The 23,321-nt window shown below is 71.7% G+C and carries 16 protein-coding genes and 1 pseudogene; 8 read left to right on the top strand and 9 right to left on the bottom strand.

Annotated elements, in window-relative coordinates; translation table 11 throughout:
* Positions 1-58 precede the first annotated feature (58 nt).
* The gene (locus E1267_RS15140; RefSeq protein ID WP_132333088.1) at positions 59-3,211 is read left to right on the top strand and encodes an ATP-dependent helicase; all 3,153 of its coding nucleotides are present in this window, start codon (positions 59-61) and stop codon (positions 3,209-3,211) included.
* Entirely contained in the window at positions 3,205-6,501 is a 3,297-nt protein-coding gene (locus tag E1267_RS15145; protein WP_132333089.1) for an ATP-dependent helicase, read from the top strand. The genes E1267_RS15140 and E1267_RS15145 overlap by 7 nt, the downstream gene beginning before the upstream one ends.
* Here the strand turns inward: E1267_RS15145 and E1267_RS15150 are convergent.
* The 4 genes from E1267_RS15150 to E1267_RS15165 are packed head-to-tail and all read right to left on the bottom strand — an operon-like array spanning position 6,461 to position 11,702.
* Positions 6,461-7,531 carry a type III PLP-dependent enzyme domain-containing protein gene (locus tag E1267_RS15150; RefSeq protein WP_132333090.1) on the bottom strand — a complete coding sequence of 357 codons (1,071 nt, stop codon included), beginning with the start codon at positions 7,529-7,531 and terminating at the stop codon, positions 6,461-6,463. The two genes, E1267_RS15145 and E1267_RS15150, sit on opposite strands and share 41 nt — an antisense overlap.
* On the bottom strand, positions 7,528-9,081 hold the full coding sequence (locus E1267_RS15155) for an IucA/IucC family protein (RefSeq protein ID WP_132333091.1): 1,554 nt from the start codon (positions 9,079-9,081) through the stop codon (positions 7,528-7,530). Before E1267_RS15155 ends, E1267_RS15150 begins: the two co-directional genes overlap by 4 nt.
* Positions 9,082-10,569, bottom strand: a complete 1,488-nt coding sequence (locus E1267_RS15160) for an IucA/IucC family protein (protein ID WP_132333092.1) — start codon at positions 10,567-10,569, stop codon at positions 9,082-9,084.
* On the bottom strand, positions 10,566-11,702 hold the full coding sequence (locus E1267_RS15165; RefSeq protein ID WP_132333093.1) for an ATP-grasp domain-containing protein: 1,137 nt from the start codon (positions 11,700-11,702) through the stop codon (positions 10,566-10,568). Before E1267_RS15165 ends, E1267_RS15160 begins: the two co-directional genes overlap by 4 nt.
* A gap of 143 nt (positions 11,703-11,845) precedes the next feature.
* On the opposite strand from E1267_RS15165, the gene nudC reads away from it, so the two are divergent.
* Entirely contained in the window at positions 11,846-12,820 is a 975-nt protein-coding gene (gene nudC, locus E1267_RS15170; RefSeq protein ID WP_246063890.1) for an NAD(+) diphosphatase, read from the top strand.
* Here the strand turns inward: nudC and E1267_RS15175 are convergent, their stop codons facing one another.
* Both E1267_RS15175 and E1267_RS15180 read right to left on the bottom strand, forming a co-directional pair.
* On the bottom strand, positions 12,821-13,069 hold the full coding sequence (locus E1267_RS15175; RefSeq protein WP_132333095.1) for a glutaredoxin family protein: 249 nt from the start codon (positions 13,067-13,069) through the stop codon (positions 12,821-12,823). It abuts the gene before it with no gap.
* 77 nt (positions 13,070-13,146) lie between these two features.
* On the bottom strand, positions 13,147-13,869 hold the full coding sequence (locus E1267_RS15180; RefSeq protein WP_246063891.1) for an alpha/beta hydrolase: 723 nt from the start codon (positions 13,867-13,869) through the stop codon (positions 13,147-13,149).
* A gap of 297 nt (positions 13,870-14,166) precedes the next feature.
* Here E1267_RS15180 and E1267_RS15185 point away from each other — a divergent pair, with 297 nt between their 5' ends.
* The 5 genes from E1267_RS15185 (at position 14,167) to E1267_RS15205 (ending at position 19,893) form a co-directional block, all read left to right on the top strand.
* A complete protein-coding gene (locus E1267_RS15185) occupies positions 14,167-16,245 on the top strand; it encodes an ATP-dependent DNA helicase UvrD2 (protein WP_132333096.1) in 2,079 nt (692 codons plus the stop codon).
* A 633-nt stretch (positions 16,246-16,878) separates the two neighbouring features.
* On the top strand, positions 16,879-17,973 hold the full coding sequence (locus tag E1267_RS15190; protein WP_132333097.1) for a winged helix DNA-binding domain-containing protein: 1,095 nt from the start codon (positions 16,879-16,881) through the stop codon (positions 17,971-17,973).
* Between the two features lie 231 nt (positions 17,974-18,204).
* Complete coding sequence (locus tag E1267_RS15195) at positions 18,205-19,074, top strand: acyl-CoA thioesterase (RefSeq protein ID WP_132333098.1); 870 nt, start codon at positions 18,205-18,207, stop codon at positions 19,072-19,074.
* Between the two features lie 158 nt (positions 19,075-19,232).
* Entirely contained in the window at positions 19,233-19,499 is a 267-nt protein-coding gene (locus E1267_RS15200; RefSeq protein ID WP_132333099.1) for a hypothetical protein, read from the top strand.
* Positions 19,500-19,623: 124 nt separating this feature from the next.
* On the top strand, positions 19,624-19,893 hold the full coding sequence (locus E1267_RS15205; protein WP_132333100.1) for a WhiB family transcriptional regulator: 270 nt from the start codon (positions 19,624-19,626) through the stop codon (positions 19,891-19,893).
* A gap of 790 nt (positions 19,894-20,683) precedes the next feature.
* On the opposite strand, the gene E1267_RS15210 is transcribed toward E1267_RS15205, so the two are convergent.
* The 3 genes and pseudogenes from E1267_RS15210 to E1267_RS15220 form a co-directional block, all read right to left on the bottom strand.
* A complete protein-coding gene (locus tag E1267_RS15210; RefSeq protein ID WP_132333101.1) occupies positions 20,684-20,893 on the bottom strand; it encodes a hypothetical protein in 210 nt (69 codons plus the stop codon).
* A 205-nt stretch (positions 20,894-21,098) separates the two neighbouring features.
* Positions 21,099-22,508, bottom strand: coding sequence for an ABC1 kinase family protein (locus E1267_RS15215; RefSeq protein WP_201761424.1), 1,410 nt, complete (start codon positions 22,506-22,508; stop codon positions 21,099-21,101).
* Positions 22,505-23,321, bottom strand: a pseudogene (locus E1267_RS15220) (hypothetical protein); the annotation flags it as partial. The pseudogene E1267_RS15220 and the gene E1267_RS15215, both read right to left, overlap by 4 nt.

A 23,321-nucleotide genomic window follows, 5' to 3' on the forward strand; every position in this document is an offset into this window, starting at 1 on the left:
GAGTGGTCAGACCTGGCGGCTGGTGCGTCGCGGCAATGGCGCCCCTGTTGTGCCTCCTGTGCTCGACGAGCACCAGCGTGCCGTGGTCGAGCACAAGGGCGGCCCGCTGCTCGTCCTCGCCGGTCCCGGCACCGGCAAGACCACCACGATCGTGGAGAGCGTCGTCCACCGGATCGAGCGGCGGGGCATCGACCCCGAGCGAGTGCTCATCCTCACCTTCAGCAGGAAGGCCGCCGAGGAGCTGCGCCGGCGGGTCACCGCCCGCCTGCGCCGCACCACCCGCACCCCGCTCGCCCTCACCTTCCACTCCTACGCCTACGCCCTGCTGCGCCGCGAGTCCGTGCTCGAAGGCAGGCCGCCGCCGCGCCTGCTCACCGGTCCCGAGCAACTCCTGGAGATCCGCCGGCTGCTCCACGGCGAGCTGGAGAACGGCGCGCTCGACTGGCCGGCGTCGCTGCGCGAGCCGCTCAGGACGCGCGGGTTCGCCGAGGAGCTGCGCGACTTCCTGTCGCGGGCCAACGAGCGAGGCCTCGACCCCGAGCGCCTGGTTGCGCTCGGCCGGCGGCACGGGCGCGCCGACTGGGCGGCGGCCGGTCGGTTCGCCGGGCGTTACCAGGACAGGTTCGACCTCGACCCCGAGGAGACCTTCGACTACGCCGAGCTGGTCAGGGCCGCCTCGGCGCTGCTGGACAGCCCCGGTGTGCTGGCGCGTGAGCGGGCCGCGCACGACGTGGTCTTCGTCGACGAATACCAGGACACCGACCCGGCGCAGGAGCTGCTGCTCGCCCGGCTCGCCGGCGACGGCCGCGACCTGGTCGCGGTGGGGGACCCCGACCAGTCGATCTACGGTTTCAGGGGCGCCGACGTGCAGGGCATCATGAAGTTCCCCGAGCGGTTCGCGGCGCGCGACGGCCGCCCGGCGCCCGTGCTGGCGCTGCGGGTGTGCCGCAGGAGCGGCGCCGGCCTGCTGGAGGCCTCTCGCAGGCTCGCCGCGCGGCTGCCGGTCGCCCCTGTGCCCGACCACGTCCACGGTCACGAGCACGACCACCGTGACCTGACGCCGCTGCCCGAGGCCGAGGCCGGCGAGGTGCGGGTGCTGCTGGCCGACAGCACCAGCCAGGAGGCCGCCATCGTGGCCGACACCCTGCGCCGGGCCCACCTGATCGACGGCGTGCCGTGGCACCGGATGGCGGTGCTGGTCCGCTCGGCCAAACGCCAGGTGCCGCTGCTGCGGCGGGCGCTGGTCAACGCGGGCGTGCCGACGATGATCGCGGGCGACGAGGTGCCGATCTCCCAGGAGCCCGGTGTGCGCCCGCTGCTCACGATGTTGCGGGTCGCGCTCGACCCGTCCCAGCTCGACGAGGCGGTGGCGGAGGAGCTGCTGACCGGCCCGCTCGGCGGCACCGACATGATCGGCGTACGCCGGCTCCGCCGCGCACTCAAGATCGCCGAGAACGACGCCGTGGCGGCGCTGCGCGAGACGGGCACCGGTGACGACGAGCGGCCGTCAGCGGCACGCTCGTCCGGCGAGCTGCTCGTGGCGGCCGTGCAGGACGCGCGCGAGCTGACCCGCGTCGAGCCCCACGTCGCCCTTCCGGCCGAGCGGGTCGCGAGGCTTCTCGCCACCGCCAGGGAGGCCGCGCGGCAGGAGGGCACCGCCGAAGACCTGCTGTGGGCCGTGTGGCAGGGCAGCGGCCTGTCCGAGCGCTGGACCGACCTGAGCCTGTCGGGCGGCCCCAGGGGCGCGCAGGCCGACCGCGACCTCGACGCCGTGGTGGCGCTGTTCGACCACGCGGCAAGGTTCGTCGACCGCATGCCCAAGGCGGGCCCCGAGGTGTTCATCGACGACCTGGCCGCCCAGGAGATCCCCGGCGACACGCTGGCCGACCGGGCGCCCGACGGCGACGCCGTCCGCGTGCTGACCGCCCACCGCTCGAAGGGCCTCGAGTGGGACGTCGTCGTGGTCGCGGGCGTGCAGGAGGGCGTCTGGCCCGATCTGCGCCTGCGCGGGTCGCTGCTCGGCGTCGAGGACCTGGTCGAGGTGGTCGAGGGCGCCGAGCCCAACGCCGCGTCGCTGGTCTCCAAGCTGCTGGCCGAGGAGCGCAGGCTGTTCTACGTGGCCGCCACCAGGGCGAGGCGCAGGCTCGTGGTGACGGCCGTGGGAGGCGACGACACCGACGAACGGCCGTCGAGGTTCCTGTCCGAACTGATGCCGGGCGCGGTGGAGACGGCCACGGTCGACGACCGCGCCCGCTGGCTCACCATGTCCGCGCTCGTGGCCGACCTGCGCAGCGCGGTGACCGATCCCACCAAACCGGCGAGGATGCGACAGAAAGCGGCCCACCAGCTCGCCCGCCTGGCCGCGGCGGGCGTCCAGGGCGCCCACCCCAACGACTGGTACGCCCTCACCCCCATCTCCGACGACCGCCCCCTGAGCTGGCCCGACGGGGTCGTCAGCATCTCGCCGTCGGCGGTCGAGAGCTTCACCAAGTGCGGCCTGCGCTGGCTCCTGGAGACGGCCGTCGGGGCTGCGGGCACCAGCACGGCCCAGGGCCTGGGCAACGTCATCCACGCGCTGGCCGTCCTCGCGGCCACCGACCTGCCCAGCGAGGACCTCCTCGGCCACCGCCTCGACCAGGTGTGGAACGATCTCGACTTCGGCGGTGTCTGGTACAACCGCAAGCAGCGCCAGGTCGCCGAGCAGATGATCGGCAAGTTCCTGCGCTGGCACAAGGAGAACCCGCGCGAGCTGGTGGCGCTGGAGGAGGCGTTCACCGCGATGCTCTCCGACGGGGTGCAGATCAAGGGCCGGGTCGACCGGGTCGAGCGCGACTCCGGCAATCGCGCGGTCATCATCGACCTCAAGACCGGCGGCGCCAAACCCAAGGCCGGCGACCTCGACCGCCATCCGCAGCTGGGCGTCTACCAGCTCGCCGCGCTGCTCGGCGCGTTCGCCCGGCACGGCATGACCGAGCCCGGCGGCGCCGCGCTGGTGCAGCTCGGCAAGGCGGCGGGCAAGAAGGACGCGCTGGAGCAGCGGCAGGGAGCGCTGGCCGACGACCGCGACCCAGGCTGGGCCGCCGACCTCGTCGACACCGTGGCGACCGGCATGTCGGGCCCGTTCTTCCAGGCCAAGGTCAACGACGGCTGCCGCACCTGCGCGGCCAGGGCGAGCTGCCCGGTCAACGACAACGGAGGCCAGGTGTGCTGACCCCGGCCGAACTCGCCGGCAAGCTGGGCATCCTGCCCCCCACCCGCGAACAGGCCGCGGTCATCGAGGCCCCGCTGGAGCCGACCGTCGTCATGGCGGGCGCCGGCTCGGGCAAGAGCGAGACGATGGCAGGCCGCGTGGTCTGGCTGGTCGCCAACGGCCTGGTCAGGCCGGAGAACGTGCTGGGTTTGACGTTCACCCGCAAGGCCGCCGCCGAGCTGGCCACGAGGGTCAGGGAACGGTTGTCCGGCCTGGCGGAGGCCGGCCTGGTCGAGCCGGGCGCGCTCGACAACGAGCCCACCGTGTCCACCTACCACGCCTACGCCTCCCGCCTGGTGACCGACCACGCGCTGCGCGAAGGGCTGGAGCCGACCATGCGCCTGGTCACGCCCGCCGTGTCGTGGCAGCTCGCCTCGCGGGTGGTCGCGATGTACGACGGGCCGATGGACAAGATCGAGCTGGGCCCGCCGTCGGTCACGGCCGCCGTGCTGGAGCTGGCGGGCGAGCTGTCGGAGCACCTGCGCTCGCCCTCCGACGTCAGGCGGCTGGGCGGGTGGCTGAAGGAGCGCCTGGCGGGGCTGCCCGGCCGCACCACGCTCGCGCAGCGCAGGCCGCTCAGTGTCCAGGAGGCGCGGGAGCAGCTGTTGCCGCTGGTGGAGGCGTACGAACGGCTCAAGCGCCGGCGTGAGGTCATCGACTACGGCGACCAGATGTCGCTGGCCGCCAGGATCGCCGCGAACCACAAGGAGGTCGGCGAGATCGAGCGCGCCCGCTTCTCCGTGGTGCTGCTCGACGAATATCAGGACACCAGCCACGCCCAGCTCGTGCTGCTGCGCTCGCTCTACGGCGGCGGCCATCCGGTGACCGCCGTGGGCGACCCGTGCCAGTCGATCTACGGCTGGCGCGGCGCCTCCTCCGGCAACCTCCGCCGCTTTTCCCGAGATTTCCGTACAAGGTCGGGCGATCTCGCCGCCGTACGGCAGCTCAGCGTCAGCTTCCGCAACGGCGACCGCGTCCTCGACGTCGCCGCCCGCGTCCAGCTCCCGCTGCGTATGGAGGCCCGCGAGGTGCCGGTGCTCGTCCCCGGCCCCAACCGCGTCGACCGGGGCCGCGTCACCTGCGCCTTCCACGAGACCGCCGACGACGAGGCCGCGTGGATCGCCGACGGCGTCGCGAGGATCCTCGGCCAGGAGGTCGCCCCCGACGGCATGCCCTGGGGCGAGAAGGAGCGAAAGAAGACGATCGCCGTGCAGCCGCAGGACGTCGCGATCCTGGCGCGCAAGCGTTCGCAGTTCCCGGCGCTGCGCGGGGCGCTGGAGCAGCGCGACATCCCGGTCGAGGTGGTCGGCCTCGGCGGCCTGCTCACCGTGCCCGAGGTCAGCGACATCGTCGCCACTCTCCGCGTCCTCTACGACGCCACGGCCGGCGACGCGCTGGCCAGGCTGCTGGCGGGGCCGCGCTGGCGCATCGGCCCCGCCGACCTGCGGGTGCTGGGGGAGCAGGCCAGAGTGCTGGCCCGCGAGCTGAGCGAGAGCCACCGCGAGGACGACCCGCTCGACCAGGTGGTGGCCGACCTGGCGGAGGAGCGGGGCAGCCTGGTCGACGCGCTGGACGAACTGCCCGACAGGGAGGAGTGGCTGGAGGCGTTCTCGCCGCCGGCCCGCACCAGGCTCGTCGCGCTCGCCCACGAGCTGCGCCAGCTCAGAGCCCACACCGCGCAGCCGCTGCCCGACCTGATCAGCGAGGTCGAGCGGCGGCTCGGCCTCGACGTCGAGGTGGCCGCGCGAAGCGGCACGGCGAGCGCGTTCGCGGCGCGGGCCGACCTCGACGCGTTCCTCGACGCGGCGTCCAGGTTCGCGGGCGACTCGGAGGATCCGACGCTCGGCGCGTTCCTGGCCTACCTTCAGGCGGCGGAGAGCGAGGAGTTCGGGCTGGAAGCCGGCCGGGTCGGCGAGAGCAACAGCGTCAAGCTGATGACCGTGCACGCCTCCAAGGGGCTTGAATGGCCGATCGTGGTGGTGCCGGGGTTGTCGCAGCTCGTCAGCTCGAAGGGGACGATCGCCACGGGCAGCGTGTTCCCCGCCACCCCGGTCATGAACAGCCGCTGGACGGAGAACCCGCGCAAGCTCCCCTACTCCCTGCGCGGCGACGCCGCCGACCTGCCCAGACTGGGCGGGCTGAGCAAGGAGGAGCTGGCCGCTTTCGACGAGCGGTGCCGCGAGCGCGACCTGATGGAGGAGCGCAGGCTCGCGTACGTCGCGGTGACCCGGGCCCACTATCACCTGATCGCCTCCGGCTACCGCTGGGGCACGGCGACCAGGCCGCTGGAGCCGTCCGACTTCCTGCTGGAGATCCGCGACACCGCCGACCGCGTCGCGTTCTGGGCCGGCGACCTGGCGGAGGGCGCCACCAACCCGCTGCTCGCCGAGCCGGCCGAGGCCGTCTGGCCGGTCACGCCCGAGGGCCTGCGCTACGAGTCGGTGCTCGACGGCGCCCGCATGGTCGAGAACGCCCTGTCCGGCGACCTCGGCGGCTCGCCCGCCGGCGACGAAGAGGCCGGCGAGCCGCTGCGCTCGTTCGAGGAGGAGCGCCTGCGCGCCTGGGAACGCGACACCGACCTGCTGCTGCGCGAGCGTGAGCTGCACCGGCGCCGGCCCTCCACGACTGTCGAGCTGCCCGCGAAGCTGACCGTGTCGTCGCTGGTCACGCTGGCCGCCGACGCGCGCGAGCTGGCCCGCAGGATCCGCCGTCCCGTCCCGGTCAAGCCCGCGCCGCTGGCCCGGCGCGGCACGTCGTTCCACAAGTGGCTGGAGACGCGCTGGGAGCAGCAGCGGCTGATCGACGACTTCGAGCTCGACCTGTACGACGAGCTCGAAGAGGCCGACGTGCGCCTGGCCGAGCTGCAGGAGCGGTTCGAGGAGAGCGAGTGGGCCGACCGGCGGCCGGTCGACCTGGAGGTGCCGTTCGAGACCATGATCGCCGACCGGCTGGTGCGCGGGCGGATGGACGCCGTCTTCGAGCGGCCCGGCGGCTACGAGGTCGTCGACTGGAAGACCGGGCAGCCGCCCAGGGGCAAGCAGGCAAGGGCGGCGTCGGTGCAGCTGGCGGCGTACCGGCTGGCCTGGTCGCACCTGGCGGGTGTGCCGCTGGAGCGGGTGGGCGCGGCCTTCCACTACGTACGCGCCAACCGCACGGTGCGCCCGGTCGACCTGCTCGACGCCGACGGCCTGGTGGCGCTCATCGAGAGCGTCAGGATCGCAGATAGTGAAACGCCGGCTTCGGGTGCATGAGGAAGTCGTGGTGGGAGATGTTCCAGGCGTAGGCGCCGGCCATCTCGAAGACCACGGTGTCGCCCACCCGGACCGTGGTCACGATATTTCGGGCAAAAACGTCTTTCGGGGTGCATAGCTGGCCGACGAACGTGATCGGCTCGTCCCCGACGCCCGGCCCCTCACCCGTGGGCAGGATGGTGAAGGGCTGGTCGTGGCCCTTGGTGGCCGGCGTACGCAGGTGGTGCGTGCCGCCCAGCACGATCGCGTACGCCTGGCCGCGCACCCGCTTCACGTCCACGACCCTGGTCACATAGCAGCCGCAGTAGACGGTCAGCGCCCGGCCCGGCTCGATCCGCAACCGCCGCCCCCGGCCCAGCTCCGCCAGCCCGGCCCCGTAGGCCTTCCAGTCGAACCTCCTCCGCGGCTCGGCGTAGGAGACCGCCATGCCGCCACCCAGGTTGACCTCGTCGTAGGCGCCCTCCAGCAGCGCCCCGGCCAACCGCAGCAACTGTTCCGCGTCCAGCCCGCTGGCCAGGTGGGTGTGCAGACCGCGCAGCCGTACCCGCTCGCCGAACAGCGGCAGGCACTCGGCCACGGCCTCCTCGTCCATGCCGAACGGCCCGCTCATCGTGAGCGCCGCCCCCTCCACGGGCAGGTCGGGGTTGAGCCGGAGCAGCACGTCGGCCTCCCGGCCCGTGGCGAGCAGGCGGCGCAGTTCGTTCGGCGACTCCACGTGGATGCGGTGGTGCGGCAGGCGCAGCTCCGCGTCGGTTTTGCCGGGGCCGCCGAGCGCCACCGGCATGCCGGGGAACAGGCCGGTGACGTGGGCGTGCTCGCCGCCTGACGACACCTCGAACCCGTCCACGTGGCCGGCCAGCACCCGCAGCAGCTCGGCGTCGGGGTTGGCCTTGACGGCGTAGTACAGCTCGGCCGCCCCCAGAGCCCGCCGTACGGACGCGACGTGCTCGTCCAGCGAGGGCAGGTCATAGAGGTAGGCGGGGAGCGCGGGCAGGCGTGTGACGGCCTCCTGGACGCGGGCGCTGATCATGCCAGCGGGTTCGCGATCGGGACGTAACCGGCGGCACGGTCGGCCGCCCTGGCCCAGCGCACGCCCAGGTTCGCCTTGGCCGGCAGCGGCGCGCCGGCCAGCAGGTCCGACAGGGGAAGCGGCCGGCCCAGCTCGCCGGCCTGGCGGGCGAGCTGGTCGCGGGCGATCCGCCACAACGCGCGCAGCAGCGCGTCGTCGGGCCCGGCGAGCGTCGCGGCGATCTCGGTCAGGTGGTTGACGAGCAGGCAGTAGACCACGCGGGCCCAGCCTCGCTCGGAGTCGTAGGTGAGGGCTCCGGCGACGTCGGGGTGCAGGCCGCCGAGGTCGTGCCTGCCCTCGACGAGCTTGGCGCCCTCCAGGTCGCGGAAGACGGCCTGCGCGGGCAGGCCGGTCGTGTCCAGCCCGACCAGGACATTCTGCAGGTGGGGTTCCAGCACCACGCCGTGCGTGAAGTACAGCTCCAGCACCGGCAGCGCCACCACCCGCACGTACGCCCGCCACCAGGCACGCGGATCCAGGGCGGGGGCGTCGAGGGCCAGCGCGGCGGCCAGCGTCGGGGTCACGCCGGGGGAGCACACGGCCCACGGGCTCTGCCTGACGATCACGCCCAGCCCTTCGAGCAGCCGCGGGCCGAGGGTGGCCGAACGGTAGCCGGGTTCCGGCAGCCAGCGGGTGGCGGGATGCCTGGCCGACACGTCCCGAAATATGGGTTCGAGGCGTCTGGTCAGCTCCACGGCTCCGGCCAGCTCGTACCAGGCGTTCTTCCGCACGCAGTTCGTGATCCGTACGTCCAGGGAGAACTTCAGGCAGACCTCCGCCTCCGGGGCGTACACCGTCCGCACGGACGAGGTCGGCTGCACGACAGGCCCCGGCCCGAGATCGACCAGCTCGGCCCCGAACGCGGGCCCCAGCAGGTCGAGCTGCCACGGATGCGCGGGCAGCAGCCGGTAGCCCGCCGGGGCGTCGCCCATCGCGTCGAGCGCCGACGTGTCGCCGTCCTGCGCGACGAGGTCCGCCCGCACGCCGAGCAGCCTGACGGGGAACTCCGCGTGCGCCTCGGGCGCGTACCGCAGCCAGCCGGCCCCGCCCCGCGCCTTGGGGCTGGGATGGAACGGATGGCCGTACACGAGCGCCTGCTCCGACGCCAGCCACGGGTCGGCGGGCGGCACGGCCGAGCCCCTGGCCGTGAGGATCGCCGCCACGGCGGCCCTGCTGGCTCGCACCTGACCGGCGAACTCGCCGTTGTGCCCGGCCTCCGGGCCTCCCAGCTCGCTCTCGGCCAGCCCGATCAGCTCCTCCGTGGTCAGCACCTGCCACGCGCCGTCTGCCAGGCGTTCGGGCGGGCCCTCGAAACGCAGCGCCGCGCCGCCGTGGGCGCGTACGCGCAGCAGCGTGCCCGCGACCCGCAGCAGCAGGTAGGGCGGCGCCGGCCACACCAGGCCGCGCGGCCCTGCCACCTCCCGCACGCAGCAGCGCAACAGGGCCGCCAGCGTCGCCTCCTCGGCCAGGGCGGAGGGCGCCTCGACGGCCAGTCCCTCAAGGCTCGGCATTCACGCTCTCCTCAGATAGTTGGGCCCGCTGGTCCCGTAGAACTTGTTGACGTCGCGCGCGCCGGACCGCTCCTTCGCCACGAGCGTCCCGGCTGTGATCATGGATTTGCCGGTCAGCCTGGCGGCGTCGAGCGTCCTGGCGCGCAGGAGCCTGGCCATGGGGTCGTCGCCGTACTCGGCGAGCGCCTCGGCCAGCGTGTCACGCAGTAACGCGGACGCGCGGGCGTGCGGCAGCGCCCCGAACGTGACCGCCGCGGCGGCCAGGTGCAGCGTGATGGTGACGAACACGTCGGCCAGCGCGTGCGGGTCGTCGTTCAGCATGCGCTCGTCCCCGAACTCCGGCACCGCCACCCCGGCGGCGGCCAGCCGCGCCGGTGAGGCCAGCAGCCCGTCGTTGTCCTTGACGAGCAGCCGCATCCGGTCGCCGGTGAGGACCAGGGCGAGGTTCTGCTGGTGCGCCTCCAGCGCGACGCCGTAGCGGACGAAGAGCCGTACGTTCCACCGCAGCAGCAGCCGCAGATAGCCGGGAACCACATCGCCCACCTCGTCGAGCACGCCGGGCGCGTTGAGCGCGGCGACCGGCACGACGTCGCCCTCGGGCAGCCGCCTGGCCATCCACGCGAGGTGTTCGTCCCCGGTCTGCGCGTAGGTCTGCTCGTCGGCCAGGAGCACGTCAGGATCGGCCAGCTCGCGCAGCAGCAGCTCGGCCGCGGCGGCGTCGCGCAGCGTGCCGGGCTTGATCGAGCGGCGGTTCGCGGCACCCAGCGTGCTGATCGGCAAAGGCAGCTTGAGGTGCAGGCGGGGGGTGACCTCGACGGTCCGCATGGACAGGGTGGGGCGCACGGTGACCGCCGCCTGGCCGAGCAGGCGTACGCCGTCGATCTTCCGCACCTCCCCGGCGGTCAGCGGGTGCACGGGGAACAACGCCTCGCCGGCCCCCACTGGCAGGCCAGGGTCGGCCTCCGCCGGCAGGCGCACGGCGGAGCCCGGCGCGAGCGCGCCGCGCGGCACTGCCGCCCACCACAGCTCGAAGGAGGGCTCGAACTCGGGCGCGTAGGCCACCAGCTCGTCCTCGGACAACCCCGGACGGGCGCGGGAGGTCGGATAGACCGGATGGTCCACGAAGGCGGCCCGCGTCTCGTACGACGGCCGCCGCGCCAGCACCTCCTCCGCCCGCGTGTCGTGCAGTTCCAGCGCGGCCAGCGCCGCCACGCACTCCTCGAAGAAGGCGGAGACCCCCTCGGCGTCGGCGGGGTCGGCCACCTCGACGAGTGTCTCCAGCACCTGCTCCAGGCCCAGCCGCTCGCCCTCGGCGACCACGAAGTCCTGGAACAGCAGCCCCGGCGCGAGCCGCACCCAGCGGCCGTCCGCCAGCATCAGCCCGACGCCCTCCCTGCTCCTGGTGACGCGGGAGGCCAGCCCGCCGTAGTCCTCGCGCAGCAGGGCGTTCAGCACCCGCGCGGCGAGGTAGGCCTCCCTGGCGCTCATTCGAGCACCCACGGCCGGCGGGCCCGGTAGTCCGCGATGGCCGCGTCGACCCGCGCCCGGTCCGGCCCGACCGCGCGGACGACGCCCAGGTAGTCGCGGTTGGTGCGGGTGAGGGAGACGGCGTCGCCGACCGCCCGCAGCGGCCGGTGCCAGAGCCGTACGTCTCCGGCGTCGACGGACTCGTGACCGGGCGCCTGCTTGACCGTCCCCGGCCGGTCGGCGACCAGGCTGACCGCGCTTCCGTACGCGGTGGCCGCGGGGACGGCGGGCGCCGGCTCGCCGAGGTGCACGCGCAGGATCCACGCGAACAGCGGCACCCCGAGCACGTCACCCAGCAGGAAGTCGCAGTGGTCGCCGATCACCCGGTAGTTGACCTCGACGATCCTCGGCCCGCGCGGGGTGAGGACGTACTCGGTGTGGCAGGCCCCGAACCCGGCGCCGAGCGCTCGCAGCGCCTCCAGCACGTGTTCGTGCGGCCCGCCGGGCGACCAGTCGAGCCGCTCCTCGACGAAGTACGGCAGCGGCCCCAGCGTCGTCTCGAACCCTCCGAGCACCCGCAGCCCGGTGCCGTCGCCCAGCGTCTCCAGCGTGCGCAGCGGCCCTTCGAGGTATTCCTCCACGACCAGCGCCTCGCCCGGCCGCCGCTTCCTGACCTCGGCCACGGCCCGGTCCAGGCCGTGCTCGACGAGCATGACGTCCTCGCTGGCGACGCCCTCGCGCGGCTTGAGCACGACTGGGTAGGGCGGGTCGCCGGGCACCGGGTCGCCGGGCGCGAGGCGTACGGTGAAGACCTGTTCCACCCCCGCCTCCCGCAGCCTGCGCCGCATGAGGAACTTGTTCTTGGCGGCCACGCAGGCCCGCCAGTCCTTGCCGGGCAGCCCGAAGTAGGCCGCGGCCAGCGCGGTCTCCGCCTGCAGATGGTCGGAGTTGGAGAAGATCGCGTCGGGCCTGCCGAGCTGCTCGACCGTGTCGATCAGCGCGCGCGGATCCCGCACGTCGCACGCGACCGCGTACGGATGCCGCTCGGGCCGGTCCGTCAGGATCGTCACCTCGCAGCCCAGCGCGTGGGCCGCGGGCAGGAAGCCGTCCGTCACGGAGTCGGTCGGTTTGAGCGCGGTCAGGTAGAGCCGCACGCGAGGACCCCCAGGAGAATCAGGTAAGCCTTACCTAACTCCTTGATCCTAGCCCAGAGAGATCATCGCGTCCCCCGGTTAGGTTAATCGGCCGCCAAGTGCGAGGTCATAGGATGACATGGGATTCGGGAGGGGAACGACCTGTGGGAACGACCGCGGAAGAGCAACTCATCGGACCGCTGCTCCTGGCGCGCGGCACCATCGACAGATCCGCGCTGTTGCGGGCTGACGAGCGCCGCCTGGAGCAGGCGTGGTCGGATCCGGCGACCAGGGTGCTGGTGATCGACAACGGTCACACCCTGGTGGCCAGGCAGGGCGATGAGGTGCGGGCGGTGTTGTTCACCACCGAGGACGCGCCTCCGGGGCCGCGCTACCTGCTGGGCACGGAGGGCGCAGCCGCCTACTTCGCGGTCGCCGCGCCGCTGCCCGGCATCCCCAAGGGCGCGGGCAACGGCCGCGTGACGGTGCCGACGAGCCTGCGCGACACGCCAGAGGGCGTGCCTGTGCCGGCCGGGCTGCGCCAGGTGGGCGGCCTGCTCGGCGACCGCGACGCGGGCCTGCTGGTCTATGCCGTGGCGCTGGAGGCCTGGCACGCAACCCACGAGTTCTGCCCGCGCTGCGGCACCCGCACCACGATCCAGGCGGGCGGCCACATCCGCGTCTGCCCGCAGGACTCCAGCCAGCACTTCCCACGCGTCGACCCGGCCGTGATCATGCTGATCCGCGCCCCCGACGACCGCTGCCTGCTCGCCCGCGGGCCGCAGTGGCCGAAGGGCCGCCTGTCGATCCTCGCGGGCTTCGTGGAGCCCGGCGAGTCGCTGGAGGCCGCCGTCGCCCGCGAGGTGGCGGAGGAGGTCGGCATCACCGTGGTCAACCCGCGCTATCTCGGGAGCCAGCCGTGGCCGTTCCCGCGCAGCCTCATGCTCGGCTTCTTCGCCGAGGCCACGACGACCACCCTGACCCCCGACGCCGAGGAGATCTCCGAGGCGCACTGGTTCTCCCGCGAGGAGCTGACGCGGGCGCTCGACTCGGGCGAGCTGCGTCTGCCGCCGCCGGTGTCGATCGCCCGCCGCCTGATCGAGACGTGGTACGGCGGCGAGCTGACCGGCGACTGGTGATCAGGCGGGGGCGAGCAGGGCCTTGACCTCGATGGCCGACGGGTTGGTGCGCACGACCCGGCCGCCCGGCGTGTCGATCACCACGGTCGGCACCACCTGATTGCCGTTGTTGACGCTCATCACGAACTCCGCGGCGGCGGGGTCACGCTCGATGTCGACCTCGTCGAAACCGATGCCCTCGCGAGCCAGCTGAGACTTGAGCCGCTTGCACGGGCCGCACCACGTGGTGCTGTAGATCGTGAGCGCCATGTTGGGACATCCCTCCAAGGTCAGGAAGACAGGCGCTCGGTGCAACAACGCGGCCCCGCCGCTTAATCCCCGGACTTCTAGCCGATGCGCTCGGCGATCCAGGCCTGCACGCGCTCGGCCACGCCGGGCATGCGGTAGAGAGGGGCGCTGTGGTTGCTTCCCGGCGCGGCGTAAACCGTCACGGGGACGCCGACCTGGCCCAGCATCTGCTTGAGCAGCTGGCTCTGCACCGGCGGCACGAACTCGTTCTTCGAGTGCACGGCCAGCACCGGCGCGTCCTTGCGGCTGGCGTGCCAGGCCACCTCCATGCTGGCCCACACGCGCGAGCACTTGCCCTTGGGATGGCAGCCGCCCGCCAGGCGGATGGCGGCGTTGCGCAGCTTGCGCTTGTTGCGTTCGACGGCCTTCGCGCCGTCGGCGTAGGCGCGCAGCGGCGAGGTGATCGGCGACAGGCCGACCACGCCCTTGAGACCGGAGACGCCGTCGCCGTAGGTGCCGACGGCGGCCGCGATGTGGCCGCCGGCGGAGAAGCCGACCACCACGTAGTTGCTCGGGTCGAACGCCCACCTGTCGGCGTGCTTGCGGGCCGTCGCGATCGCGGCCAGCGCGTCGGTGCGCTGCGCCGGCCAGGCCGCGTCGCCGGACAGGCGGTAGTTGAGGTTGAAGACCGTGTAGCCGAGCTCGGCGTAGCTCCGCGTGATCTCCTTCATGTATCTCTTGTCGCCGCTGGACCACCAACCGCCGTGGACCAGGAAGACACCCGGGCGCTCCATGCCGTCGGGCGTCCACCACACGTCCATGCTCTGGCGCTTGTGGCGGCCGTACGCGACGGTTTCTAACGCGAGGCCCCCAAGCCCGTCTGGATTCAGGGGAGAACTCACCGTAGGACCTGGTGTGGGCTCCTTGGTCGCATTTGCGGCGACGACCGGTGTGGCCACAACGGCAGCGAGCGTCAGAACACCCACGGAAACCGCAGTTCGCACGGTCTTCCTTTCCCCCATGCAGATGGTCGGCCCCATTGTGGGGGAAGAGACCAGTAGTTTGCATCTTGTTGGCTATGAACATACGCCGGCAGGCATGTTGCCAGAATAGGGCGCATGGCCGCCACTCCTTGGGAATATGTACGGGTGAACAACGTGGATGACGTTCTGATCGGTCTTGATCCCGAGCAGCGGGCGGTCGCCGAGGCCGTACGCGGGCCGGTGTGCGTGCTGGCGGGCGCGGGCACGGGCAAGACCAGAGCGATCACCCACCGCATCGCGTACGCGGTCCGCAGCGGCGTCGTGGAGGCCCGCAGCGTCCTCGCTGTGACCTTCACCACGCGCGCGGCGGGGGAACTGCGCCAGCGGCTGCGCGCGCTGGGCGCGCCCGGGGTGCAGGCGCGCACCTTCCACGCGGCGGCGCTGCGCCAGCTCACCTACTTCTGGCCGCGCGTCATCGGCGGCGAGGCGCCCTCGGTCATCGAGTCGAAGCTGCCGGTGCTGGTGGAGGCCTGCCGCCAGGTCAGGAGGAACCCCGACCGGTCCGAATTGCGGGACATCGCCGCCGAGGTCGAATGGGCCAAGGTCACCCAGATCGGTCCGGAGGACTACGTCGCGGCGGCGGCCAAACACCACCGTACGCCTCCCGTGCCGGCCGAGGAGGTGGCCCGCCTCTACGACGCGTACGAACAGATCAGGCGCGAGCGCCACCTGGTCGACTTCGAGACCATCCTCGAACTGACCGCGGCCGTGATGACCGAGCACCAGGAGGTGGCGGCCCAGATCCGCCAGCAGTACCGCTACTTCGTCGTCGACGAATACCAGGACGTCAACCCGTTGCAGAAGCTCCTGCTCGACACCTGGCTCGGCGGGCGCGACGACATCTGCGTGGTCGGCGACCCCAACCAGACGATCTACTCCTTCACCGGCGCCAGCCCTCGCTACCTCACCGGGTTCGCGGTCGAGCACCCGGAGGCCGCCGTCATCAAGCTGGTGCGCGACTACCGCTCCACCCCCCAGGTGGTCGACCTGGCCAACCTCGTCATCGCCAAGGGCAGGACCCCCCACCGCCTCGAACTCCTCGCCCAGCGTCCCGACGGTCCCAAACCGGCCTTCGCCGACCACGACGACGAGCCCGCCGAGGCCGCGGGCGTGGCCAGAGCCATCAGGAAGCTCCTCGACAAAGGCGTGCCCTCGCGCGAGATCGCCGTGCTCTTCCGCGTCAACTCCCAGTCCGAGGCCTACGAGGAGGCCCTGTCCAAGGCTGAGATCCCCTACGTCCTGCGCGGAGCCGAACGCTTCTTCGAACGGCCCGAGGTCCGCCAGGCGGTCGTCCTGCTGCGCGGCGCGGCCCGCTCCGCCGCGGGCGAACCCCTGGCCTCCGAGGTCCACCACATCCTCGCCGGCATCGGCCTGACTCCCGCACCTCCCTCAGGAGGCGGCAAGGCCCGGGAGAAGTGGGAGTCGCTGAAAGCCGTGGCCGACCTCGCCGAGGACATGGCCGCCGAGGGCGCCGACCTGCCCACCTTCGTGGCCGAGCTCGAACGCCGCGCCTCCGAGCAGCACGCCCCGCCCGTCGAGGGCGTCACCCTCGCCTCGCTCCACGCCGCCAAGGGCCTGGAATGGGACGCCGTGTTCCTCGTCGGCCTGACCGACGGCATGATGCCCATCATCTACGCGGAGACCCCCGACCAGATCGAGGAGGAACGCCGCCTCCTCTACGTCGGCATCACCCGCGCCCGCGAACACCTCTCCCTGTCCTGGGCCCTCGCCCGCGCCCCGGGCGGCCGCAAGAGCCGCCGCCCCTCCCGGTTCCTCGACGGCCTCACCGGCCGTTCCTCCTCCCCGGCCCGCCTCACCCCGCCGTCCCGCGAACGCCGCCAGGTGGCCGCGCCGGTCAGCTGCCGCGTCTGCGCCAAAACGCTGGTGGCCGCCGCCGAACAGAAACTCGGCCGCTGCTCCACCTGCCCCGCCGACTACGACGAGGCCCTCCTCGAACGTCTCAAGGCCTGGCGTACGACCACGGCCAAGGAAGCCAAGATCCCGCCGTACGTCGTCTTCACGGACGTCACCCTCCAGGCGATCGCGGAACGAGCACCCGAGACGGAACAGGAACTGCTGTCGATCACGGGCATCGGCAAGGTCAAGTTCGACCGGTACGGCGAAGCCGTCCTCGCCCTCTGCCGCCACTCCTGACCATCCCGCTCCGGTCGCCAGCAGCTGACACACTCATGTCCATGGCCTTCGCACCGCCCCGGAGACCGCCGCCTGGGGCACCTCGGCGCACGCACCGGCTTCGAGGTGGCCTATTTCCGTCAGGCGGGCGGCGGCGGGCACCGCATCGAGGGCTGCACGACGGCCGCCGAGGACGGCCTGACCTGGGCCGTCGACTACGCGATCGAGGTGGACCGCGACGGGGTCACCCGGCGGGCGGAGATCAGGCCCCGGCCGGGTCCTGGCACACCGCGCCCCGGCCGCGTACGTCCGCGCCCCGTGAACCCTTGGGGGCGGCCCGCACCACACCCGCGGCCTGGGCCCTCCCAGCCGCCGGTCGGAAGTCCTCGCCGGCTCCGCAGTCCTCCTTCGACGGGTACGCCGCAACGATCGTGGGCCGGACAGCGGCAGCGGCCACATCCTGTCCGCCACTCCTGCGACGCTGGCTCCAGGAACCGAACGACAGGGCCGACGCCTCGGGTGGCGGCCGCCCGGAAAGCACCATGGACCACCTCGACGTACTCGATGGGATCAGACCATGACCCCCGAAAACCCCCTCCGACCGCTCGACGCCCCCCGAACCAGCCGGGGAGCGCGTCGCGGCATGGTGATCCGATGACCGTTCTCGACACCAGGGCGCTCAACCGCGCGACGCTGGCCCGGCAGTTGCTGCTCGACCGCGCCGACCTCCCGGTCCTGGAGGCGGTCGGGCACCTGTGCGGCCTGCAGGCCCAGGAACCGCAGGAGCCGTTCGCCGGGCTCTGGTCGCGCCTGCGCGCCTTCGACCCGGCGGTGCTCTCCGACCTGCTGGTACGTCGCAGCGTGGTGCGCACCCATCTCATGCGCCGCACCGTCCACCTGATGACCGCCGAGGACGTCCTGGCCTGGCGGGCCCGCCACAACGCCATGCTGCGCCAGCGGGTGCTCGGAACGTACCGCCGCGAACTCGCCGGGGTCGACCTCGACGCACTCGCCGCGGCGGGCCTCGAGGTGATGGCCGACGGACGGCCCCGTACGATGTCCGAGCTCGCGCGGGCGGTCGCCGACCGCTGGCCGGAGCCGGGGCCGCGACCGCTGGGCGAGTTGCTGGTCGCCGCGCTCATCCCGATGGTGCAGGTCCCGCCGCGCGGGTTATGGCGCGAGAGGGCGGGAGCGCGCAACGTACTCCTTGCCTCCTGGGTGGGCCGCGACATCGACCCGCCCACCACGGACGGCTCCGACCCGGCGGGCCGATCCCTCGTACGCCGCTACCTCGCCGCGTTCGGCCCCGCCGCCACCGCCGACCTGCGCGCATGGTCCGGCCTGTCCGGACTGCCCGCAGCCGTCGCCGCGATACGCGGCGAGCTGATCACCTTCCGCGACGAGAGGGGCCGGGAACTCCTAGACCTTCCCGACGCGCCGCGCCCCGACCCCGGCACACCGGCCCCGGTCCGGTTTCTGCCTGCCTTCGACAACGCGCTGCTCGGCTACCACGACCGCAGCCGCATCGTCGACGACGCCCACCGCGGGCTGTCCGTGGCCGGGGAACGTGTCGTCCTGGTAGACGGCCGGGTCGCCGCGACCTGGACCGTCAAGGACACCACCGTGCACGTCACGCCTCTGCTCCCCCTTTCCCGGGCCGACCGCGACGCCGTCGCCGACGAGGGGCAGGCGCTCGCGGCATTCCTGTCCGGCAACCACACCCCCCACGTGGAGATCGCCACCGCCTGACCAGCGACCACACCACGGACGGCAACCCGAACACGCGAACAGCCCGCCACGGCACGGGGCCGCCGACCATGCGGCATGAGGCCCGATCGGCGAAGCGTCCGAAATGCCCGCTACCCGTAACCCCGGCGAAACCCCGGCCAGGAATCATCAGACAAGCCAGACCCACCTGTGTTCTGGACCAAGCGGCACGTCACACTTGTCCCACCACCGGAGAACGAAGGGGACCGACACGTGAACGAGGCGCTGAAGGAGTTGCTGGACCTGCTCGACCTGGAGCAGATCGAGCTGGACATCTTCCGGGGGAGAAGCCCGGAAGAGCGCATTCAGCGGGTCTTCGGCGGCCAGGTCGCGGCCCAGGCCCTGGTGGCGGCCGGCCGTACGGTGCCCGAAGACCGCAACGTGCACTCCCTTCACGCCTACTTCATCCGCCCGGGCGACCCGTCCATCCCGATCGTCTACAACGTCGACCGACTCCGCGACGGCCGTTCGTTCACCACACGCCGCATCGTGGCGGTCCAGCACGGCAAGGCGATCTTCACGATGTCGGCGTCGTTCCACGTGGCCGAGGAGGGGGTGACACACCAGGCGTCCGTGATGCCGGTGGTGCCGGATCCCGCGACGCTGCCCACGTTCCACGACAGGATGCACGAGCTGGTCGTTGATCATCCTGACCTGCGCGACTGGTTGTCGCGCCCGCGCCCGGTCGACGCGCGGTACGCCTCGCCGCTCACCTGGGAGGCGTACCGGAATCCGGAGCTGCGCAGCGCCGAGACGAACGTGTGGTTCCGCTACGACGCCGAGTTGCCCGACGATCCGCTGCTGCACGTCGTGCTGGCCGCGTACGCCTCCGACTTCACCCTGGTCGACACGATACTGCTGGCGCACGGCATGGCGTGGGGAGCCTCGGACATCGTGGGCGCCTCACTGGATCACGCCATGTGGTTCCACGGGCCGTTCCGGGCCGACGACTGGCTGCTGTACGCACAGGAGTCCCCATGGTCGGGGCGGGCGCGGGGCCTCGCGCGGGGTGAGATGTTCAACGCGTCAGGCGAGCTTGTGGTCTCGGTCGTCCAGGAGGCGATGATCCGCCGTACGAAGTAGGCGCGGACCATCTGTCCATCGGTGGCCGAGAAGCCTGTCGAATGTAACGAAATCGCAGGTAGAAAATATGTTGCCGGTTCCTGCGTTCCCGGTTTAGGGTCTTGGTCAAGCGAGTCGGGCAGTCCTGCTCAGACGATCTCAGAGGGAGGAGAGTCACTGTGATCAGCATCAAGATGCCAGCCACGAAGTGGCTCGCCTCCGCATGCCGTGACGCGGTGAGACTCGTTGATGGTCCCACGCAGTCCCGGCAGGAGAAGTCTGTCCGTAGTCAGGCCGCCGCCTATGCGCACGCCCACTCCGGTGCCGCCGCTGCTGCACAGGGAGCCCCTGTCTACACCGCTCGTATCGAACTGCCGGCCAACCAGCTCACCAAGGGTGGACTGCGCGGTCCGCATCCCTGGCGGGATACCCCGGTCATAACCTGACCGGGAAGACCGACCAGGCCGCGGATCCGCAGACAGGATCCGCGGTCTTTTTGTTTGTCCGTGATCCCCCGACCACCCACGAGGTGCCCGAACAAGATCAAAGATCGATCAAAGGAGAAAGCAGATGGGGGCGAAGACGATCATGGACCTGATCGACGAAGCCGAAATCCCCTGTCGTACCGACCCTGACCTGTGGTTCGCCGAGTCGCCGGAGGACGTGGAGTTCGCGAAGGCTCTCTGCGGCGGCTGCCCGATCCAGAAGGCCTGCCTGGCTCGTGCGCTCGAGCGCGAGGAGCCGTGGGGCGTCTGGGGCGGCGAGCTCATCCTCAGGGGAACCATCATTCCTCGCAAGCGTCCGCGTGGGCGTCCGCGCAAGCACCCGGTCGCTGCCTGAACCACCGCACCCACGAGCAAGAAAGCGAAAAACGATGATCACTCAGTCGACGAGGAGCCTCGCAGTGCCGGATCTCATCCATGACCTGGTCAATGACCGAATACAAACGCTCCATCGTGAGGCGGAGGAGCAACGCCTCATAGCGCGTGTCCTTCGCGTGCAGCGGGCACGGCGCAGGGTCAGGCGGGCGAACGAGCGCCTCCGCAAGGCCATGAGCCACCCGTTCTGATGCGGGCGGTCCTGCCGCCGACGCAGGATCTCCCCCTAGGAGCCGAACAGTCCAAGAGCCGGGCGCGACAGCGCCCGGCTCTCCCTTTTCCTCCGGCAAGAACCATCAAGCCGGTACGCACGACGCCCCCACACACCAACCCCCGAAGCACCAGGCACAATCGCTGCCACGAACCCCGGCGAACCCGTGCCGGACCCGCCGGGCGAGCAGCCGCACGCAAACGCCTGGGCGGAGGGATTCCGCGTCACCCGCAACCAACGGACCCCGTGTCTGCTCACAGACCACGTTGCTCCGGGAAAGAGTTCACACGATGCCTCCGGCGCGAACCTCACCGGTGAATGACGAGCTGCCCAGCGGAGGCCTTCCGGGTGATCCGTGCGGACGGTCGGATCTCGCGGGACGGCGCCGCTGGGCAGCTCTGCCGGATCGCGAAGCAGGATGTCGGACGCCTGCAGCAGGGGTGTGGGGCGTCGTGCCTCGCGCGCGCCGAGCGATCCGATGGGGCAGCCGGACCACTCGTCACGATCTCGCCCGTGCCTCCACTTCAAGGCACGGGAACAGTCAGGGGGCCAGGCAGTGAGTGGTGGGAATCTCGGCGGTCATGCCCGGCCCCGACGGGTCGACCAGGGTGGTGAGCTCGCCGACGTTCGAGGTGAGGCAGCCGAGGGCGGCCACCGGATCGATGACGGCGTGCGCCGTGGTGGTGGTGGCGAACATCAGACCCGCTGCCACCAGGGCGGTAACTGCTAGCAGGCGCGCGGATCGGTCCATGGGGCCCTCTCAAGTCGGTGACTATCTGTATTTGAATCATTACACATAGTAGTCAAGTAAAGGTAGAGGGGGCGTCGAATTCTCATCTTCCAACTCCGCTCAGTCGCGCGTCCCGGCACCCCTCCGGCGAGGCAGGCGGCGTAAGAGATCGATCAGGCCACGTGCGGCGTGCGCACACCTCCCGCCAGGCGCGGACGGTCCGTCGTCAGCCGATGGCCAAGGCCTCGTCGTCGGGGTCGTCGGCGAAACCGGGAACCCAGCGGATCACCTCGTCGCGGAAACGTGCCGTGGCGCCCAACTGGCACAACACGCCCACACCCGCCGCATGCACCCGGTGGATGAGCACGTACGACGTCGGCAGGTTGAGCTGGCGGACCACGTTGGTGGGGCGGAGATCCGTGACGCTGGCGACCTGCGCCTGCAACCACTCCCTGCTGAACGTGAACTCCTCCACCGCGGTCGGCTCGACATAGGGCGCGAGGAAGGCCCGCAACGCGTCGGGGTCGATCTCGATGTCGTCGCGGATGAAGCCCTCCCGGCGCAGGCCCCGCATGACGGTGTCCATGTCGCCCTGGTTGAAGATGCGGGTCAGCTGGCCGAAGGACTTGGGGTAGCCGTCGGGCAGGCGGTTGACCGCGCCGAAGTCGAGCACGCCGAGCTTGCCGTTGTCGAGCATGCGGAAGTTGCCGGGGTGGGGGTCGGCGTGCAGCATGCCGACGCGCGCGGGGGAGCAGAAGAGGAAACGCACGAACAGCAGGCCGGCCCGGTCGCGCTGCTCCTTGGTGCCCTCGGCGATGATCCGGGACAGCGGTGTGCCGTCCATCCACTCGCTGACCAGCACCATCTCGTTGGCCGCGACGACGTCGGGGACGTGGAAGTCGGGGTCGCCGTCGAACTCCAGGGCGAACGCGTGCTGCGCCTCGGCCTCCCTCAGATAGTCGAGCTCCTCGGCGATCCGCTCCCGGAGCTCGCTCAGCACGGCCTTCATGTCAAGGCCGGGCAGCAGCGTGCCGAACACCTTGCCCAGGCGCGCCAGCTGCGCGAAGTCGCCGAGCAGCGCCTTGCCCGCCCCGGGATACTGGATTTTGACGGCCACGTCGCGGCCGTCGTGCCACACGGCCCTGTGCACCTGGCCGATCGAGGCGGCGGCCGTCGGCTGGTCGTCGAACGACAGGAAGTGCTGCCGCCAGTCGTCACCCAGTTGTTCCGTGAGCACGGTGTGGACCGTGGACGTGGGAAGCGGGGGAGCGGCGTCCTGCAGTCTGGTCAGCGTGGCGCGGTAAGGCCCGGCGATCTCCTGTGGCAGTGCCGCCTCGAAGATCGACAGCGCCTGCCCGAGCTTCATCGCGCCGCCCTTGAGCTCACCCAGCACCTTGAAAACCTGCTCGGCGGTACGCTGCTGCACCTCCTGCGCCACGATCTCGGCGGACTTGCCGCCGAGGCGTTTGCCCAGCCCCAGGGCGGTGCGTCCGGCGAAACTCAGCGGAAGGGCGGCCAACTTGGCGGAGCGCGTGACGGCCCGGCGTGGAAGATCGCTCACACTGATGCGCGAACCCCGGAAGATCCGCTTCCCCCCTTCGTGGCAGTCCCTGAGCACGTCAGTCGTGGTTGTCATGCCATGACCATTCTGCGCGAATAAGGATTGTTTCGCATACAACGACATTGCGGGTGAATGGTCCAAGACCGCCTTCTCCAACGCCAATCAGGGGTTACGTCCACTGTGCCGTTGGTCACAACGGACTCCCGGCCATCGAGATGAGCAAGCGCGTGGCCGGTTGCCGCGGCCGCGACCAGGGCGGCCAGCGTCGAATCGCAGGCGATCTCGCCGGGCGGATAACCACCCAGCCTCGCTGTGACGATAGGCCAAGCCGGGTCGTGGTCGCGCCTGGTCAGGTCGAGACAGTGCAGGCACGCGCTCTGCCCGGGCAGGACCAGCGGGCCGAGAATGCCATGGCCCTCGAAGGCCGTCGCCAGGAGGTGCGGGATGCCCAGCGCGGTCAGCTCGTTGACCAGCACCCCGTCCAGCGGGCCGACCGGCGCGAGGACCACCAGGTCGGGCCGGTCTGTGGCGTCCCCGAGATACGGCCCTCCCGCCAACGCGTTGACGGCCGGCGCGAACTCCCCCTCTCCGCGTGGCTCGCACCCGGGGACGGGCGGGGACGGCCGGCCGGCGTCGGCGACCGCCCGGGAGGCCCGGGCCGGCTCCGGCACGGGCGATGGCGACCGAACCACCGGCCGTGACCGTGCCGCCGGCGCGGGAACGGGTGGCGTACGCCCGCCGGAGGTGAGCCTGCTCGCGACCGCGACCGCACCCGCCTCGCGGGTCAGGCCCAGCTCCGCCCACGTCAGGCCGCCGGGCGTGATGTCGCCGGGCCGGACGACCCCCGGATCGAACACCCGGACGGTGCCCACCCCCGCACCCGCGAGC

Origin of the sequence: Nonomuraea longispora, from assembly GCF_004348345.1 — a bacterium.
GTDB classification, from domain to species: Bacteria; Actinomycetota; Actinomycetes; order Streptosporangiales; family Streptosporangiaceae; genus Nonomuraea; species Nonomuraea longispora.